Below are 17,152 nucleotides of genomic sequence, written 5' to 3'. Positions count from 1 at the left end.
CACGAGCAGTTGTATCAGGACCTAAATTAACGCCAAATTCGTTAGCAATCTCATACTTCATTTGATCGATTGCATTTTGAGCTCCAGGGACAACTAATTTGTTTCTACTAGAGTTATTTTGTGACATATATTTTCACCTCCTGACAGTAATATTTTGTGTCATTTGTTTTAAAATATACATTTTTAATAAAAAAATTTAAATTTATTTTTTAAAGATAAAAACCCTAGCTAACTAGGGTTTTAAAAATAATTATTTAGATTGATTGTATTTGTTTGATGAGCTCATTTGTGCTTGACCCATAGCGACTAATCGTTTTGTGATTTCGCCACCTACTGAACCGTTATCACGAGCAGTTGTATCAGGACCTAAATTAACGCCAAATTCGTTAGCAATCTCATACTTCATTTGATCGATTGCATTTTTAGCTCCAGGAACAACTAATTTGTTTCTACTAGAGTTACTTTGTGACATATATCTTCACCTCCTGACACTAATATCTTGTGTCAAACAAAAAAAGATATACGCTTTTTTAATTATTTTTAAAAAATATCGTCGTTTTTCTTATAATTGTGATCGACTGTAATAATTTCAGCAGTTTCTACACATTCATCAATCAAAGTTTCAAAATCAAACCCAGACTCAAATATTTCCGCTTTATATAACTTAGGCTTAGTTGCCGGAGCTTTAGGTGTAAAAATAGTACAGCAATCTTCATGAGGGCGAATCGAAATTTCATAAGTATCGATCCTATCAGCAATATCAATAATTTCTAATTTATCAAGACATAATACTGGTCTTAGTACTGGAATCTTAACAACTTCATTGATTACCTGCATACTATTTAAAGTTTGTGAAGCAACCTGTCCAATGCTTTCACCATTGACTAATGCAAGACAATTATTTTTATTAGCAATTTTTTCACTAATACGATACATCATCCTTCTCATGACTGTCATTGCATAACTTTCGTCACAATTATCATAAACAGCTAATTGCAATTTTGTAAAATTAATTACATGAACTCTAATTGAACCGTGAGTATAATGACGTAATTTATCAACTAAATCAAAAACTTTTTCTCGTGCCAATTCATTAGTATAAGGTGGTGCAGCAAAATGGATGCACTCAATATCTACACCACGTTTTAATGTTAAATATCCAGCTACTGGTGAATCAATTCCTCCTGACATCATCAATAATGCTTTTCCACCAACTCCAACTGGATACCCACCTGCTCCTTTAATAATATTATCCATTACATATATCGCGTCATAACGAATTTCAACTGTTACTAAAATTGCTGGAGCATGGACATCAACTTTTATTTCTTTTGTAGTGTGATGAAATACATATCCTGCAATTTCACGATTAATTTCTTGAGAACTTCCAGGGAAATTCTTATCTGAACGTTTAGTATTAATCTTAAACGTATTCCCATCATTGTTTTCAATTATTTGTAAAACCGCTTGTTTAGCTAATTCGAGATTTTTTTCCATTTTATATGCTACTGAAAAAGAATAGATTCCAAATACTGTTTTCAATTTCGTACATACAGCTTCATGATCAGTACCATTTAGAACAACATACATACGATCATGTTGTAAATCATATGTTAAATGATTAAATTCTGCTAATATCTCCTTAGTATTTTTTAAAAGACGATTCGTAAATAATTTACGGTTTTTACCTTTTGTTGTTAATTCACCAAAACGTACTAAAATATAATTTGCTTCCATATTCTACCTCTGCTTCTTTAATTTACGCATACTTTCTTGTAAATAATAACAAAACCGATCGATTTCTTCTCTTGTAGTATGCTCTCCAAAACTAATTCTAAGCGCACTAGAACTAATTGCTTCATCTAAATGTAATTGCGCCATGACTCGTGAAACATTGCTCGTTTTTGATGAACAAGCACTACGCGTTGATAAATATATTTCTTTTGTTTCCAAATCATGTAAAATAACTTCTGGTTTATAACCTAAGCATGAGAAATTCAAAATTGATGGTAAACAGCAATTTTCATCACTATTAATAACAATTCCTTCTATCTCCTGTAAACATTTTCGACAATAATCATTTATATCTTTAATATGTTGATTTTTTTGTTCAAAATTATCTAATGCTAATCTTAAAGTTTTCGCAAAAACAATATTAGTACAGGCATTAGAAGTTCCACCTCGTAAACTAAATTCTTGTTGTCCGCCACTAATTAAAGGAACAATTGTCGTTGAACGTCGTTTGAATAATAAGCCACTACCTTTTAAACCATAAATTTTATGTGCCGAAAAAGAAGCTAAATCCACATCATTTAAATCGATTGGTAATTTTCCTAAAGCCTGTACCATATCAAAATGCAGTTTTACCTTATCGTATTTTTTAACAATTTTTTTAATTTCATCAATAGGATTAATGACCCCAATTTCATTATTTACATACATAATTGATACTAAAATCGTATCATCACGAATACTTTTTTCTAATTCTTCTAAAGAAATCCGCCCTTTATGATCAACCCCTAAATAAGTTACCTCAAATCCAAAAAACTTTTCTAACTCTTTACAAGTTTCATAAACAGATGAATGTTCAATAGCTGTAGTAATAATATGTTTACCACGATTTTGATATTGAAAGGCTGTACCTTTAATTGCCATATTATTAGCTTCACTACCACAGCTAGTAAAAATAATTTCATCTTCTTTAACTTTGAAGGACTCACTAATTAATTTACGTGAATGTTCCATCAAACGATTTACCTCAATACCTTTATCATACATTGAATCAGCATTATAAAAATAATTGGATAATAAATTATGATAAGTATTTAATACTTCTGAATTTAATGGCGTTGTTGCCACATAATCTAAATATATCATCGTAACCCCCTACATTATTATATGCAATAAAAATCCAAAGTCTTATGACTCCACCAAAATATCTTTCAAACAACATTAAATAATTCTACAATATTTACTACGAAAGTAAAGAAATAAAATCATTTTCTTACTTGCAATTCCAAAGTACTTTAATTTTCCTATATAATTACTTTTATAAAACCAACGTAAACCATCAAATTGTAATTATCTTAAATATTTTAACACAACACTTTTTACTTATCCACCAGCATTTTCTTAGCTGGAACACCAATCGCAACGATATTATCAGAAATGTTTGAAACAACTACCGCTCCAGCACCAACTGTTACCCGATTACCAATTCTAATATCATCAATGACAGTACTACCTATTCCCAGATAAGATTTATATCCAATCGAACTGTGACCTGCCATCGCAAACTTAGGACAAATATTAACATAATTTCCTACCATACAATCGTGTTCAATAATTGCTCCATTATTGACTATACAGCCAATCCCGACCTTTGTATTAATATTAATTATTACATTAGCCAATATCGTTGTACCACTACCAATCTTTGCAGATGAACTAATTAAAGCTGTTGGATGGACTATCGTTGCTAAAGGAATACCAAAAGCAAGTAACATTTTTATTTTTTCTTCTCGTAAATCATTGCTACCAGTTGCAACAATAACCTCATCATATAATTTTACTACTTTATCGAATTCACTTTCTTTAAATACAGTATGATTAATTATTTTTCTACTTCCTTTTTCTTTGATTTCTAAAAAATCAATTTGTTCATATGCATTCATGGCTAAAGCACACTCAAGAGTCACAAGTCCTTGATCTCCTGCACCCCAAATTAATAATTTTTTCATTTTTATCTCCTATTTTTATTAATAAGCTTTAATATCCCCATTATATTACTTTTAAACTATAATACCTTGTACATTCTTCATAATTATACTCTCACCCATAAAAAAAGGCAAAATCTTATGATTTTGCACTATTTTTATTAATCAACATCTCATATGATCCAGGATTGATTTTTTCAATAATATCTACTGCAGTAGTCAAAGCTTTAGTATATTCACCATTTCTAAATAACAGCTCTGCTTTAGTTAATTCTGTGTTAACTTCTAAAAAAGAACTACGATAACGATTACCATAAATAATTGCATCTTCAACCATTTCTGCAGTAACAATCAAATTATGAACATTATCATATAATTTATAGATTACATCTCGTGCAGCATCAACTTGAACTGAGAGACGCTCTAAATCAATTGGTCGACGTCTGATAAATTTCAAAATTTCATCCGCTTTTTGATAAGAATCATCAATATAATCTTTATAAGATTCATTAATCATTGGTAAATGTTTATTTTTAATCTCCGATTTTATTTCTAGTAAGACAATATTAATATTATCTAACTCATCTAAAGCACGTTTTTCTTGTAATCTCAAAGAATTTTCTAATTCAATATACTTATTCAAAGATTCATCAAAAGGTTTACAACGATCAATCAATTCTTCAAAACGCTCAATCAAGACACTATATGAAAAATCATTGCTTTCAATTATTACTGTTAATTGATCTAATTCATCTAAAATCCCTTTAAAAGCCTCATAATCTTCTTTAACAGTAATTTCATAATCAGATAATAAATAATTCCTTTGAAGTTCACCTAAAGAATTAATAGTATTTCGAAGGCCTTCATCTAAATGCCCAATATGTTTGTAACAAGCATTACGTGATTCCTCATAGCGACTATATGCAGCTTCCTCTTTTTCAAAGTCTGCCGCTAAAGAATTTAGATCTTCTGTCATTACTTCAATGGAAGCACCAACATTTTCTAGATTTAACTCTTTAATAGCTTGGATCGTATTTTCTAGATCAGCATTGATCTTATTATAGCGAACTGTTGTATTAAGACGTTCAATTGAAAAATCGCGTTCTTTCATTTCAGTAATAACACGGTATAATTCATCTAATCGCTTAGGAATATATTTTCGAACAATTGAAATATAAGTTGGTAAATCACGAAGATAAGCACTTAATAGATCAATGTCTTTATCAATTTTATCTGCTGATACTTTAGCTTCATCAAAACGCTGACTATTCATCAATGCTTCTAATTGAACAAAGCGTTCTTCAATATCTGCAAATTTTTGAGGAATAGCAGGTACAAAATCTTCTATTTTAAAACGTACAGCAGCAAATTCATCATTTGTTAAACGGAACTTCTCTTTAATTTTAATAATTTCTACACGTTGCACATTTTCTATTTCAGTGATCACCTCAATTTCTTTAAGCAACGCCTTAGAACGTTTCTCATAATTATCAATATCTTGTCTTAATTTATTTAGATCTCTGCGAACCCCTTTTAATTTTCGATAAAACAATCGCTCATCAATATCATTGATCAATGGCGCAATTTCATTACTTTGTAGATTTACTAAATCATTAAATTCTAGTTCAAAATCATCATATTTTTCTAAAACATCTGGCATGTTTTTTCCAATTGCTTTAATCCGCCCTAAGCGGTATTGAATTGGCAAAGTTTTAATTGCATTCATATCATTTTCTAAAACTACAATTTCTTTACGATATATTCTTAATTTAATCATCCAGTATGTTATTAAGATCACAATAGTTACAATTAATACTACCCCTACTATGATTACATTTTTTGTTCCAAATTTTTTTAATATATTATCTAAAAAGTCCATTATATTACATCCCTCTTTTTTATAAATCTTACTAATAAAGTATACCATAAGTGTCATATGATGTCTAAGTAATATCTGTGCAGTTTTAAATTATTTTTATAATTCTTTACATTATTTTTGTTTCGCGTAATATATAAATACAGGAGGTAGTTTATGAATAAAAAAATCTTAACGCCAATGCGAAGCTATTCTCAACGCAGAGTTTATTATATTTACCGTGAATATTTTAGAATGCTTCAAACTGCAAATCTAGATCCTATTATTATTGGACCGAGCAGTGATGATACACTAGATTTTTTAGTCACTCACTGTGATGGTCTATTATTAAGCGGCGGATTTGACATTGATCCCGTTTTATACCATCAAGTATTAAATCCTCTAACCAATAAAGAGGAAGCAGAATTGGAAGAATTAGAAATTAAGTTGATTCATAAGTTTTCAAAAGCTCATAAACCTATATTAGGGATTTGCCGTGGAATTCAAACTATCAATGTTGCATTTAACGGTACTTTGATTCAGGATATTCCTGAGACAAAAAAATATGATAATCATCTCCAGGAAAATTTAGAAGGATATCATCATCTCGTGAAAACTATTCCTCATACAAAACTAAATAAATATTTAGGAAATGAGTTTATGACCAATTCATTTCATCACCAGGCAATTGATGATATTGCCCCTGGCTTTGTTGTCAGTGCAATTACTGCTGATGGAATTATTGAAGGAATTGAAAAAGATAATATTATTGCTGTACAATGGCATCCGGAAAAAAATCATGATAAAATTCAAGCAGGTTTAATTAAATTATATAAAGAGTTACTGGAGGAAGAAAAATGAAAAAAATTGCATTTATTGGGGTCGGAGTAATGGGTAAAGCAATGGTTCAAAATTTGAGTCAAGCAGGATATCCTGTATCTATTTATACGCGAACAAAAAATAAAGTTGAAGATCTTATTAGTGATAAAATTATATGGCACGATTCAGTTGCTGAGTGTATCAAAGATCAAGACATTGTCATGACTATGGTAGGATTTCCTCAAGATGTTGAGGAAATCTACTTTAGTTCCAAAGGGATAATTGCTAATGCTAAAAAAGATTGTATTCTCATTGATTTCACTACGTCTAGTCCATTGTTAGCAAAAAAAATTTTTGAAGAATCTTCAAAACATAGTTTAGCCAGTCTTGATGCTCCGGTATCAGGCGGTGATATTGGTGCCAAAAAAGGGACATTGTCAATTATGGTTGGCGGTGATGAAAATGTCTTTAAACAAATTGAACCAGTGTTAGAAGTCTTAGGAAGCAACATTAATTATGTTGGTTCAGCCGGAAACGGTCAACATACAAAAATGGCCAATCAAATTGCTTTAGCCGGAGCTTTAGCTGGAGTTTGTGAAGCTCTTACATATGCTAAAGCAGTCAATTTGGACCCTCAAATAATGCTTGACTGTATTTCGAATGGAGCTGCTGGTTCATGGCAAATGACTAATAATGCCCCACGAATTCTTGCTGATGATTTTGCACCGGGGTTTTACATAAAACATTATATCAAAGATATGAAAATAGCCAAAGCTGTTAATGATACAAACAACCTTGACTTAGAAGTTTTAAATACTGTTTTACAACAGTTTGAACAATTACAAACCGACGGATTTGAGAACTTAGGCACTCAAGCTCTTATTAAATATTATCAAAGATAGTTATGAACTAACTATCTTTTTTTGTTTGCAATAACCATGGCTACAACCATTAAAATCATCGCCATAAATTTATTAAAATTAAAATTTTCTTGTAGTAACAATGAACCAATATATGTAAACACTGGATTTAGTCCTAATAAAAAACTTGTTTTAACACTTCCAATTTCGTGAACAGCTCGAAAATACGTTAATTGAATTATAGCAAATCCAATTCCAGAAAAAATTATGAAAAGTACCCATAAAGTTATTGAAATATTTTCAAGATGATTGCTGCTAGGAATAAATAAAGTAATTAACGCTAATTGAAAGAAGCTCAAACATAAATATTGAAATGTAAAAGGTAAACTGTCTTCTTTTTTACATTGGTGCTGCATTAATAAATTACCATAACTATATAACACAATTCCACCAATCATCATTAAATGACCAAGAGAAATCTGACTAATATTAAAATCTAGAGAAATAAGAAATCCAATGCATGCGATTATCATAGCAATCAACTGGTAACGATTGACCTTAGTATGATAAAAAAGCCATGTCAATAGGATTGTCACTAGCGGTGCTAAGGAATTAACAATTGCATTTGAACTTCCGGTAATTAAATTCAATCCCTCAAAGGTAAGTATAAAATTAATTGTAATCGAAAGTAATGATACCTTTATTCCTAGACTGCCTTTATACCATTTAAAAGGTATTTTTTTATATTTCATGATTACAAAAATTGCAATAACCGACAACAGTACTTTTAGAGCAGCTAAAAAATATGTTGTAGTGTTTTCTAACATATATTTCATTACAAGAACGTTGGTACCCCATAAAAAACTAGAAAAGATTAACCATCCATATAACATCATATCACCAAATTTATTATTCCCCAGATATTCATAAATAAAACTAATAAATATAGGAAAGCAACATAAAAAAATGATATGTACTAATCATATCATTTCATTAATTATCTGCTGTTTATCCTTATTTAACTGTTCAATTAAATCGTTTATTGAAGGGAACTTTTTCTCACTGCGAATATGTTTAATAAACATAACATTTACTTGTTTTCCATATACATTCTGATCAAAATCGAAAATATTAACTTCTAATGAAGCTTGCTTCAAAGCAGTAAAGGTTGGATTATAGCCTAAATTTGCCATTCCTATATATTCTTTACCATCGATGATTACTTTAGCACCATACACTCCATTTTTAGGAAGTACATAATCTATTGCTGCCACATTAATTGTCGGAAAACCAATTTTACGACCGTTTTCACGTCCATGAACAACTTTTCCAGTCACTTGATATTGCCGACCTAACAATTGACTAGCCAATTCAACTTGACCATTACTTAAAACTTGTCGTAAATATGAAGATGAGATTTTATGCTGTTCATATTCTAATTTATCAATAATTGAAATTTCATAATCATTATTTCTATTATTTTTTAGATAAACACTATCGCCACTACCATGATTTCCAAAATGAAAATCAAAACCACAAACAACATGCTTGATTTTTGGTTTAATAATAAATTCGTCAATAAACTGTCGTGGTTCCTTACTAGCTAATTGATGATTGAAACGTAATACAAATAAATAGTCAAAATTTAATTTTTCTAGAAATTCTATTTTATCTTCGAGACTCATCAAATATTTAAAAGAACTATCTAAAAGATATGATTTAGGATGAACGTCAAATGTTAATAGCCCTTTTTTTAGATTCTTTATTTTTGACACTTTTAATACTTCATCAATCAATTTTTGATGACCTAGATGCATGCCATCAAAAAAACCCAAAGCAACACAACTTGGTTCCAAAGCAATCATATTTTCTTCATTCAAATATATTACTTTCATCACCATAAACCTCTAATACTTTTTAAATAACCATTTCCATCAGGGCCATACATTGCAAGAACTTTCCCCTGCCGATTTAAGATAACAACCTGTTCATTTAAATCTGATTTGATTTTTTTTCCATGAAAAATTATTTTTTCATCATCTACAACTAATTGTTGATATGAATTTAAAGCTTCTTCTAAACTTACTGTTGTGTATTCACCATTTTCAATCTGTTCAAGTGTAAAACAATTTTCTAACGAAAAATTTCCTGATTTAGTTCTAATTAAATCTTTCATATGTCCCGGATAACCTAAAGCCTTCGCAAGATCATAGCATAGAGAACGAATATATGTTCCTTTCGAACATCCCACTTTAAATTTAATTAAATTATTTTCGATTTGTAATATTTCTAAATGATTAACTGTAACTGATCGTGTTGGCACTTCTACCTGCTCTCCTGCACGAGCATACTCATATAATTTTTTACCATTTACTTTAATTGCTGAATAGATTGGGGGCTTTTGTTCTTGAGAACCAATAAAATTATTGAAACAAGCAACTATTTCATTATTATCAAGAGCATAGAACTCTTTTGTTTCAATAATTTTACCACTAGCATCATATGTATCAGTACTTGTTCCTAGACTAAGTGTTGCAACATATTCTTTGCTTTCGCTTGTTAAAAACTGCAAAACTTTTGTAGCCTTATTTACACACACAACTAAAACACCAATTGCATCAGGATCTAAAGTTCCGCAATGCCCCACTTTTTTTGTTTTTAATATTCGTCTTAATTTATTAACCACGTCATGGCTTGTCATACCACTAGGTTTGTTTACTAAAATAATTCCATCCATTTTCATCACCGCTTTACATTGTACCTATCTTTACATTAAATTGCAAATAACTTTGCTTAGTAATGATATTTTTGTTAGAATATAGCAAGGTGATAAAAATGACAATGAAAAAAGTACTTGGCTGTATTCGTAAAGCCGATGAAGAATTTAATTTAATTCAAGATGGTGATAAAGTATGTGTGGGCGTTTCTGGTGGTAAAGATTCTATGCTCCTTTTATACTGCTTATCATTATATAAAAAATTCGCAACTGTAAAATTTGATGTTATTGGAGTACATATTGAAATGGGCTTCCCAAATATGGATTTTAGTGAAGCTGATGCTTTTTGTAAAAAAAATGGTATTGAACTTTATCATGAACCTAGTGATGTATATGAAATCTTAAAGTTAAATAAGACCGATGATGGTCGTCTACAATGTTCATTATGTTCTAAATTTAAAAAAGCACTTGTAATCGATGGTGCAAAGAAATACAGATGCAACAAAGTTGCCTTTGCGCATCATGGTGATGATGCTGTTGAGACACTATTTATGAATATGATCTACGGTGGTAAGATTGCAACCTTTACCCCCAAAATGTATTTAACAAGAACTGAAATGAACTTTATTCGTCCATTAGTTTATGCTTACGAATCAGATATAGTTAGTGCTGTTGAAGAAGCACATGTTCCTATTGTCCCTTCAACATGTCCAGCTGATAAGCATACTAAACGAGAAGAATTTAAACATTTACTAAATGATCTATATTTAAAATATCCGCAAGCTAAAAGCAATCTCCTTACCAGTTTAACAAACGAAGAAAATACAATGTTATGGAAAAAAACGCCAAGAAAAAAGTAAGTTATAAAACTTACTTTTTTTTAAATATGCTTAATTACAAAATAATTTTTCTTGCCGCGACGAACTACAGTCGCCTCATTTCCAAATGCATTAGCTTTTGTAACTATGAACTCAACATCTTTAATTCGTTCACCATTTATTAAAATGGATCCGCCATTAACAAATTCGCGCGCTTCTCGTTTACTCTTTGCTGCCCCACAAGTAGTTAGTGCATCTAAAATATTCAAGTCTTCATTAACTTCAATACTTGGTACACCTTCAAAGCAAACCTTGACCTGTGCTAATGTTAGTGATTGAATTTGTCCCGAAAATAACATTTTTGAAATATTTACAGCTTCCTCATAAGCTTCAGCACCATGCAAGAATGTGATTACTTCACGCGCTAATGCTTGATGAGCTTCTCTTAAATGTGGTTGCGTTTTATTCTTTTCTTCTAATTCCATAATTTCTTCAGGTGTTAAGAAAGTTAAAAATTTTAAATAATCAATTACTTTATCATCTTCTGAGTTAATAAAAAATTGATACATTTCATATGGTGATGTTTTCTCTCTATCTAGCCAAATAGCCTTACCATTAGTTTTTCCAAATTTTGTTCCATCACTTTTAGTCAATAATGGCATTGTAAAACCATATGCCTCTTTACCATCTTTTTTGCGAATCAATTCAATTCCAGCAGTAATATTCCCCCATTGATCTTGACCAGCTACTTGCATAACACAATTTTTGTTATTGTATAACCATTCAAAGTCCATTGCTTGCATGATCATATATGAAAATTCAGTATATGTAATCCCTGCATCTAAACGACGTTTTACAATATCTTTGTTTAACATATAGTTAATATTAAAATATTTTCCATAATCTCTTAAAAAATCAATGAAATTAAGATCCTTTGACCAATCATAATTATTAACAACTTCAAAACCAAACAAATCTTGTGCTTGTTTCTTTAAGCAAGCAAAATTATGTTCAACTGTCTCTTTGGTAATCATTGGTCTTTCAGTATCTGGTTTAGGATCACCAATCAATCCGGTTGCTCCACCAACTAATAAAATTGGATTATGTCCCGCTTCTTTTAATCGCTTTGAAATTAAAAATGATGAAAAATGTCCAATATGGAGACTATCACCAGTAGGATCAGTCCCAATATAAAAAGTCATCCCACCATTATTTAATTTTTCTTCTAAATCTGGTGAACTAACATCTTTGATTAATCCACGCCATACTAATTCATCATAAATCTTCATCCGTTATCCTCCATTTATAAAATAAAAAGAGATTTCTTCCTAAAAGGACGAAATCTCGCGGTACCACCTTTATTCATGTATAAAATACATGCACTCATCATTCATAACGGAACTACCCGTCTAGACTTTTCACCTAGAAACTCCAGAGTGTATTCATCAGTAGTACATCCTTGTTTACACCAGCCACAAGGTCTCTAAAATGCCTATTTTGATTACTATTTTCCTTCAACGTCGTAATAGAATTATATGCTATATTTTTAAATAAGTCAACATACCCTAATAAGTTTTGTCAAAACTTATCGTTCCTGATACTATTTAAATATTTTAATCATATTTAATTTTAATGATTTACTTTATTTTCATATAAATAGTATCCCTACATTCATTATTTCTTTCTTCACAAGTTCCTTCTTCAAAAGTAATTATTTTTTCTTTGATAACACCATTATTATACTCTATTACCATGCTTATTTCATAGCTTAATAATTCTTGTTTAAATGTTTGATAGATTATTTGTTCGTTATCTATTACTGAAATATCTTTATTTTCTAAATTTAATTCAGTATAAAGAATATTTCGATAGTTTAGAGGATCTTGCTGATCATAAGGAACAGTCATCCTATCGCCTTGGTTAATTTCTATCCAAAAAAGTCCGCCATACATATTTAAGCTTTCCTGACTATAGCCTGCTTGTTCTAAAGCTGCACGGTAATCTTTAATAATATCAATGATATGATCATTAACGTATGATTCTAAATTTTCTTCTGTTAACTGATAGCGTTCTTTTAAAAGTTCTTTATCTTGATCACGTAATTCGTTAAACATTTTAAATTGAATACTAAAATCATTTTTTTTATTTAACTCCGATAAATCATCATGAAATAAATCTAATGATTTAACCCGATAAAAATCTAAGCTCGTCCCCTTAATTACAGAATAGCTGATACTCTTAATGTTTTCACCAACAATACGAATATCAAATGGTAAACATGAGCGTTTAGCATTACATCTCCAGGTTGTTCCAAACATATCACTACTCATGTCAATACTAACTTTATCGTCTGTTAATTCATAGGTTTCATCATTAGCATAAATATTTGTAATGAAGTAATCAACATCTATTAATGTTTTTGTTTCATTATCTCCTCTTGGATAAGTTCTAAAATAAATTGTTCCCGTGATCATAGCTGCTATCACGATTAAAGCTGTAGCATATTTAAATTTACAGATGCTTTTTTTCTGTAAAATACTATTTTTTACTAGATCAAGCTTTTGCTCTGGTATCTTGATTCCATTGACAATCTTTTTGTAATCATTATTCTTCATGATTCTGCCTCCAGTTCTATTTTCAATTTTGTACGAGCTCGCTTTAACCTTTGCTTAACAGCGGCTTCACTAATTTTTAAAATGACTGAAATTTCCTTCACTGAATATCCCTCATAATAATACAAATGAATCACTCCCTTATATTTAGGAGCCAGTTTAAAAACTAGTTCTTGCAATTTTAAATCACTATTTTCTAATTGATAAAATTCTTCTTCAAAAACACTAACATTTCTTTTCCAATAACTTTTTAAATTATTTTTACAAAGATTAATACAAACTCTTAATAACCATCTTTTAAGATGCTCTTCATCGTTAAAATCATTTTTCTTTAATAGCTTAATAAATGTATTTTGAACAATATCTAAAGCATCTGCCTCATTTTTTAGATAAAGAAAAGCGACTCGATATATCATATCTTTATACTTTTGGAATAGATGTTCGAACATTGCTTCCTCCATTAAATTTCCTCCCTTCATCTAAATAACAATTGAAAATTATAAATCGTGACAAAAAAAAGACCTTCATAATGAAAGTCTTAGTCATTTGTCGAATTGCGTTTAATAAACATATGTTGTACTGCAATTTCTTTTGAAGTAATTTCTTCATCTTGTAGGAACTTAGTTAATAAACGAACAGCTAAAGCACCCATATCATAAACAGGCACATTCATTGATGAAAGGGTCGGTTTACACATAATTGAATAACTTGTATTCAGCATTCCTACTACTTCCATTTCTTCAGGAATTTTAATTCCATTTTCTTGAGCTGCATTAATAATCGCAACACCGTCTTTATCATATCCACAGAATACTAAATCATGTTTGTGATTTTTAAAATATTCAACAAAATTCGGATATGTATTTTCATAATGGCTAGAGCTTGTAACAATTTGATCGGTAGTAAACTCTTTGTTATATTTTTTATATGTATCCTTGATTCCTTCAATAATTTCATCACTTTTAATTAAATTTTGTTTTGGTAAGATATAGACAATGTCATCTTTACCTTTAGCTAGATATTTATCAACAATCTCCTCAGCAGCTTTTTTAACATCAATATAAATAGAACCAATGTTTTCACCAGACATTTTTGTTCCGATAACAACGATAGGTAAATTATACTTCACAATCGATTCAACAGTTTCGTCAATATTATCATTATTAAATAAGATTACTCCATCAACACGTGACTTTACTAATCTTTCAGTAACATCAGCAACTGTATTTTCATCACCAATATCATCAGTCGTATACATATTGATATTATAATCTAAATGTCTACCAGTATCGCCAATTCCACCAATCATATCTTTGACATGAGCAAATAGTGATTGTGGGAAAACGATTGCAATTGTTGTTGTTTTGCTAGTAGCCAATCCTCTAGCAATATCATTTGGTTTGAAATCTAAACGATCAATAACATCCAAGACTTTTTGTTTTGTTTTTTCTCGAACAACATTTGAACCGTTGATTACTCGAGAAACAGTCGCAAGAGAAACACCAGCTTCTCTTGCGACATCATAAATAGTTACTTTTTTCATTAATCTTTTAGATCCTCAATGATGACATCTAATTCATCTTCAATATCATCCATTGCATCATCTAATTCTTGTAACACATTAAAATCTTTGTCTTGAACTTTTGTTTTGATTTCTTTAAATTTTGTTGTAACCTCATCACTAACTTTAGCAACCGATTCTTTAAAACTTGCGTATTCATCACTAGATTTTACCGAAGTTGCTAGTTGTTCTAATTTAGTTTTAATATCTCCTAATTTTTCTCCTGCTGTATCTTTAAATTCATCAACATCAAATTCATCAATTGCTAATTTGATTTCTTCGATAGTATTGTTGATCAAAGATTCAACATCATCTTTAGTCATGTTTTGAGCTTTATCATATAGATCTTGAGACTTTTCTTTTAATTCACCTCTTAGCTCACTACCTTTTTTAGGAGCACATAACATTCCAATTACTGCACCGATACCTACACCGGCAATAAATTTTCCTAATTTCATCATTATTTCACCTTTCTAAAATTTCTTTTTGAACAATCCAATAATAGCACTTATAGGATTAAACTTAGGTCGATTTGGATCAAAGAAACGCGCGATTGTTTCTACTGGCGCATTCAAAAGATCTAACTTGTAAGTTATATCATCCATAATTTTATCCGCTTTATTAATTGTGCTTTGAGCCATTTCGACTGTGTTCCCCACTTGTTTAACTGTGGTTGAACTACGAAGCAATAAAATTCCTAAGCTAACTAAGGCAAATGCTCCAGAAAGTATTAAAACACAGTAACAAACATCAATTGCAGTCATAGCATTACCTCAACTTTCTACAAATAATTATACCATAATTCTAGATACTTATATAGATTTTTTTATCGCGATAACTTTTTCTTCAAGTTTATAAATATCTTTGCTAGACATAAACAAGAACACAACATTATCGAACTTAGCTAATTCTTTAGCAGCTTCTTCATCTTCACCAATAACTCTTGCTCTTGGTAGATTATTAGCGATATCATAAATATCTATGTCAATTCCTTCTTCTTTCACTGCATTTTCGGGAAATGGACAGAAATATGGATAATCAGCTAAATCCATAGATTTGGCAAAATCAACGGCAAAACGAGCGCCACGTGAAAAACGATCAGGTTTAAAAATTGCTACAATTTTTTTACTCGGGTATCTAACACGGGTTGCTTCAATTACATACTTAATTGCAGTGGGATGATGGGCATAGTCATCTACGTAAACATTATTCCCTACTTCAGTTACACTGTATCGTCGTTTTGTTCCCTCGAAAGTTGCCATTCTATTTTGAATATAATCATTAGTCATATTTTCTAAATAACCAAGCGTAATGATCGCTAATGAATTATACAACATATGCATTCCAAAATAAGGTAAATTAAAATGACCAAATAATTCATTATGAATATATACATCAAACGATAAACCATTACTGTTTTCAAGCACATTTACCGCCCTAACGTCATTATAGTCATTTAAACCAAATCTCATAACTCTTTTTTTAAAATTTATTTTTTTAATGTTTGGATCATCCCCCCAAACAATTACTGTATCTTTTACTTGATTAGCAAATTTTTCAAAAGACTCAATATAACGCTCTAAATTTCCAAAATAATCGACATGATCTAATTCAATATTATTGATAATCGCATATTTAGGATAATAATGTAAAAAATGATCTTGGAACTCACATGATTCTGCAATAAAATATTTACTATCTTTTACTGCATGACCAGTTCCATCACCAATTAAAACTGTAGTTTTATCAAATTCTTCAAACAAATGATAAGCCATCCCTGTTGTCGTTGTTTTGCCATGAGTTCCAGCTATACTAATTGAGATGAAGTTTTCCATAAACTCTCCCAAAAATTCAAAATATCGATAACATTTAACATTCGGATTAGCTAAAGCAGCTTTAACTTCTGTGTGATCATCACCAAAAGCATTTCCAATAATAACTGTATAACCATCTTTAATGTTGTTAGCATCAAATGAATAGATTGGGATATTTCTCTTTCTTAATTCCTCTTCAATGAAGATGTATTTATCAATATCGCTTCCACACACTTCATTTCCTAGTTCATGAAGGATTTCAGCTAATGGCGCCATCCCTGAACCTTTAATTCCAATAAAATAATACATTCTTTATGTCACCTCACTTCACCATTTTAGCACAATTTAAGATAAATGTATTGACCGAACCCTAAAAAGTAT

19 protein-coding genes and 1 other annotated feature are annotated in these 17,152 nt (G+C 30.2%); of the genes, 3 read left to right on the top strand and 16 right to left on the bottom strand.

From position 1 onward, the window contains the following. The 6 genes from KTF99_RS05850 to KTF99_RS05825 form a co-directional block, all read right to left on the bottom strand. A partial coding sequence (locus KTF99_RS05850) for an alpha/beta-type small acid-soluble spore protein (RefSeq protein ID WP_217215486.1) occupies positions 1 to 127 on the bottom strand: 127 nt, incomplete at its 3' end. 123 nt (positions 128 to 250) lie between these two features. Continuing rightward, positions 251 to 472: an alpha/beta-type small acid-soluble spore protein gene (locus KTF99_RS05845; RefSeq protein WP_003538204.1), complete on the bottom strand. Its 222-nt coding sequence runs from the start codon at positions 470 to 472 to the stop codon at positions 251 to 253. A gap of 68 nt (positions 473 to 540) precedes the next feature. After that, entirely contained in the window at positions 541 to 1,737 is a 1,197-nt protein-coding gene (thiI, locus tag KTF99_RS05840; protein ID WP_003538203.1) for a tRNA uracil 4-sulfurtransferase ThiI, read from the bottom strand. A 3-nt stretch (positions 1,738 to 1,740) separates the two neighbouring features. Then, positions 1,741 to 2,877: a cysteine desulfurase family protein gene (locus KTF99_RS05835; RefSeq protein WP_003538202.1), complete on the bottom strand. Its 1,137-nt coding sequence runs from the start codon at positions 2,875 to 2,877 to the stop codon at positions 1,741 to 1,743. 233 nt (positions 2,878 to 3,110) lie between these two features. Continuing rightward, the gene (locus KTF99_RS05830; RefSeq protein ID WP_003538201.1) at positions 3,111 to 3,740 is read right to left on the bottom strand and encodes an acetyltransferase; all 630 of its coding nucleotides are present in this window, start codon (positions 3,738 to 3,740) and stop codon (positions 3,111 to 3,113) included. A gap of 115 nt (positions 3,741 to 3,855) precedes the next feature. Next, the gene (locus KTF99_RS05825) at positions 3,856 to 5,595 is read right to left on the bottom strand and encodes a septation ring formation regulator EzrA (protein ID WP_008791765.1); all 1,740 of its coding nucleotides are present in this window, start codon (positions 5,593 to 5,595) and stop codon (positions 3,856 to 3,858) included. Positions 5,596 to 5,748: 153 nt separating this feature from the next. Here KTF99_RS05825 and KTF99_RS05820 point away from each other — a divergent pair, with 153 nt between their 5' ends. Beyond that, complete coding sequence (locus tag KTF99_RS05820) at positions 5,749 to 6,432, top strand: gamma-glutamyl-gamma-aminobutyrate hydrolase family protein (protein ID WP_008791766.1); 684 nt, start codon at positions 5,749 to 5,751, stop codon at positions 6,430 to 6,432. Further along, on the top strand, positions 6,429 to 7,292 hold the full coding sequence (locus tag KTF99_RS05815; protein ID WP_022007565.1) for an NAD(P)-dependent oxidoreductase: 864 nt from the start codon (positions 6,429 to 6,431) through the stop codon (positions 7,290 to 7,292). The genes KTF99_RS05820 and KTF99_RS05815 overlap by 4 nt, the downstream gene beginning before the upstream one ends. A gap of 11 nt (positions 7,293 to 7,303) precedes the next feature. Here the strand turns inward: KTF99_RS05815 and KTF99_RS05810 are convergent, their stop codons facing one another. The 3 genes from KTF99_RS05810 to truB all read right to left on the bottom strand — a co-directional run bounded on the left by KTF99_RS05810 (position 7,304) and on the right by truB (position 9,987). Further along, positions 7,304 to 8,146 (bottom strand): DMT family transporter, encoded by an 843-nt coding sequence (locus tag KTF99_RS05810; RefSeq protein WP_008791768.1) that lies wholly within the window; start codon positions 8,144 to 8,146, stop codon positions 7,304 to 7,306. Between the two features lie 84 nt (positions 8,147 to 8,230). Further along, the gene (locus KTF99_RS05805; RefSeq protein ID WP_003538195.1) at positions 8,231 to 9,145 is read right to left on the bottom strand and encodes a bifunctional riboflavin kinase/FAD synthetase; all 915 of its coding nucleotides are present in this window, start codon (positions 9,143 to 9,145) and stop codon (positions 8,231 to 8,233) included. Further along, positions 9,145 to 9,987 (bottom strand): tRNA pseudouridine(55) synthase TruB, encoded by an 843-nt coding sequence (gene truB, locus KTF99_RS05800; protein WP_217215484.1) that lies wholly within the window; start codon positions 9,985 to 9,987, stop codon positions 9,145 to 9,147. Before truB ends, KTF99_RS05805 begins: the two co-directional genes overlap by 1 nt. A gap of 62 nt (positions 9,988 to 10,049) precedes the next feature. On the opposite strand from truB, the gene KTF99_RS05795 reads away from it, so the two are divergent. Next, positions 10,050 to 10,826, top strand: a complete 777-nt coding sequence (locus KTF99_RS05795; protein ID WP_003538193.1) for a tRNA 2-thiocytidine biosynthesis TtcA family protein — start codon at positions 10,050 to 10,052, stop codon at positions 10,824 to 10,826. 20 nt (positions 10,827 to 10,846) lie between these two features. Here the strand turns inward: KTF99_RS05795 and tyrS are convergent, their stop codons facing one another. From tyrS to KTF99_RS05760, 7 genes are all read right to left on the bottom strand, one after another. Then, positions 10,847 to 12,073 (bottom strand): tyrosine--tRNA ligase, encoded by a 1,227-nt coding sequence (tyrS, locus tag KTF99_RS05790; RefSeq protein WP_008791772.1) that lies wholly within the window; start codon positions 12,071 to 12,073, stop codon positions 10,847 to 10,849. A 40-nt stretch (positions 12,074 to 12,113) separates the two neighbouring features. Beyond that, positions 12,114 to 12,311, bottom strand: a binding site (T-box leader). A 110-nt stretch (positions 12,312 to 12,421) separates the two neighbouring features. Next, entirely contained in the window at positions 12,422 to 13,399 is a 978-nt protein-coding gene (locus KTF99_RS05785) for a hypothetical protein (RefSeq protein ID WP_029479973.1), read from the bottom strand. Continuing rightward, complete coding sequence (locus KTF99_RS05780) at positions 13,396 to 13,857, bottom strand: RNA polymerase sigma factor (RefSeq protein ID WP_008791773.1); 462 nt, start codon at positions 13,855 to 13,857, stop codon at positions 13,396 to 13,398. Before KTF99_RS05780 ends, KTF99_RS05785 begins: the two co-directional genes overlap by 4 nt. A gap of 77 nt (positions 13,858 to 13,934) precedes the next feature. Continuing rightward, positions 13,935 to 14,939 carry a LacI family DNA-binding transcriptional regulator gene (locus KTF99_RS05775; protein ID WP_003538189.1) on the bottom strand — a complete coding sequence of 335 codons (1,005 nt, stop codon included), beginning with the start codon at positions 14,937 to 14,939 and terminating at the stop codon, positions 13,935 to 13,937. Continuing rightward, a complete protein-coding gene (locus KTF99_RS05770) occupies positions 14,939 to 15,415 on the bottom strand; it encodes a YtxH domain-containing protein (RefSeq protein WP_008791774.1) in 477 nt (158 codons plus the stop codon). Before KTF99_RS05770 ends, KTF99_RS05775 begins: the two co-directional genes overlap by 1 nt. Positions 15,416 to 15,430: 15 nt before the next feature. Then, positions 15,431 to 15,721 carry a DUF948 domain-containing protein gene (locus tag KTF99_RS05765; RefSeq protein ID WP_003538186.1) on the bottom strand — a complete coding sequence of 97 codons (291 nt, stop codon included), beginning with the start codon at positions 15,719 to 15,721 and terminating at the stop codon, positions 15,431 to 15,433. A 48-nt stretch (positions 15,722 to 15,769) separates the two neighbouring features. Next, complete coding sequence (locus KTF99_RS05760) at positions 15,770 to 17,080, bottom strand: UDP-N-acetylmuramate--L-alanine ligase (protein ID WP_029479970.1); 1,311 nt, start codon at positions 17,078 to 17,080, stop codon at positions 15,770 to 15,772. Positions 17,081 to 17,152: the final 72 nt, after the last annotated feature.

This window comes from Erysipelatoclostridium sp. MSK.7.34, assembly GCF_019041935.1.
Lineage (GTDB): Bacteria > Bacillota_I > Bacilli_A > Erysipelotrichales > Coprobacillaceae > Thomasclavelia > Thomasclavelia ramosa.
Note: the sequence above shows the minus strand (reverse complement) of the source record. Positions and strands in the feature narration are given on the sequence as shown.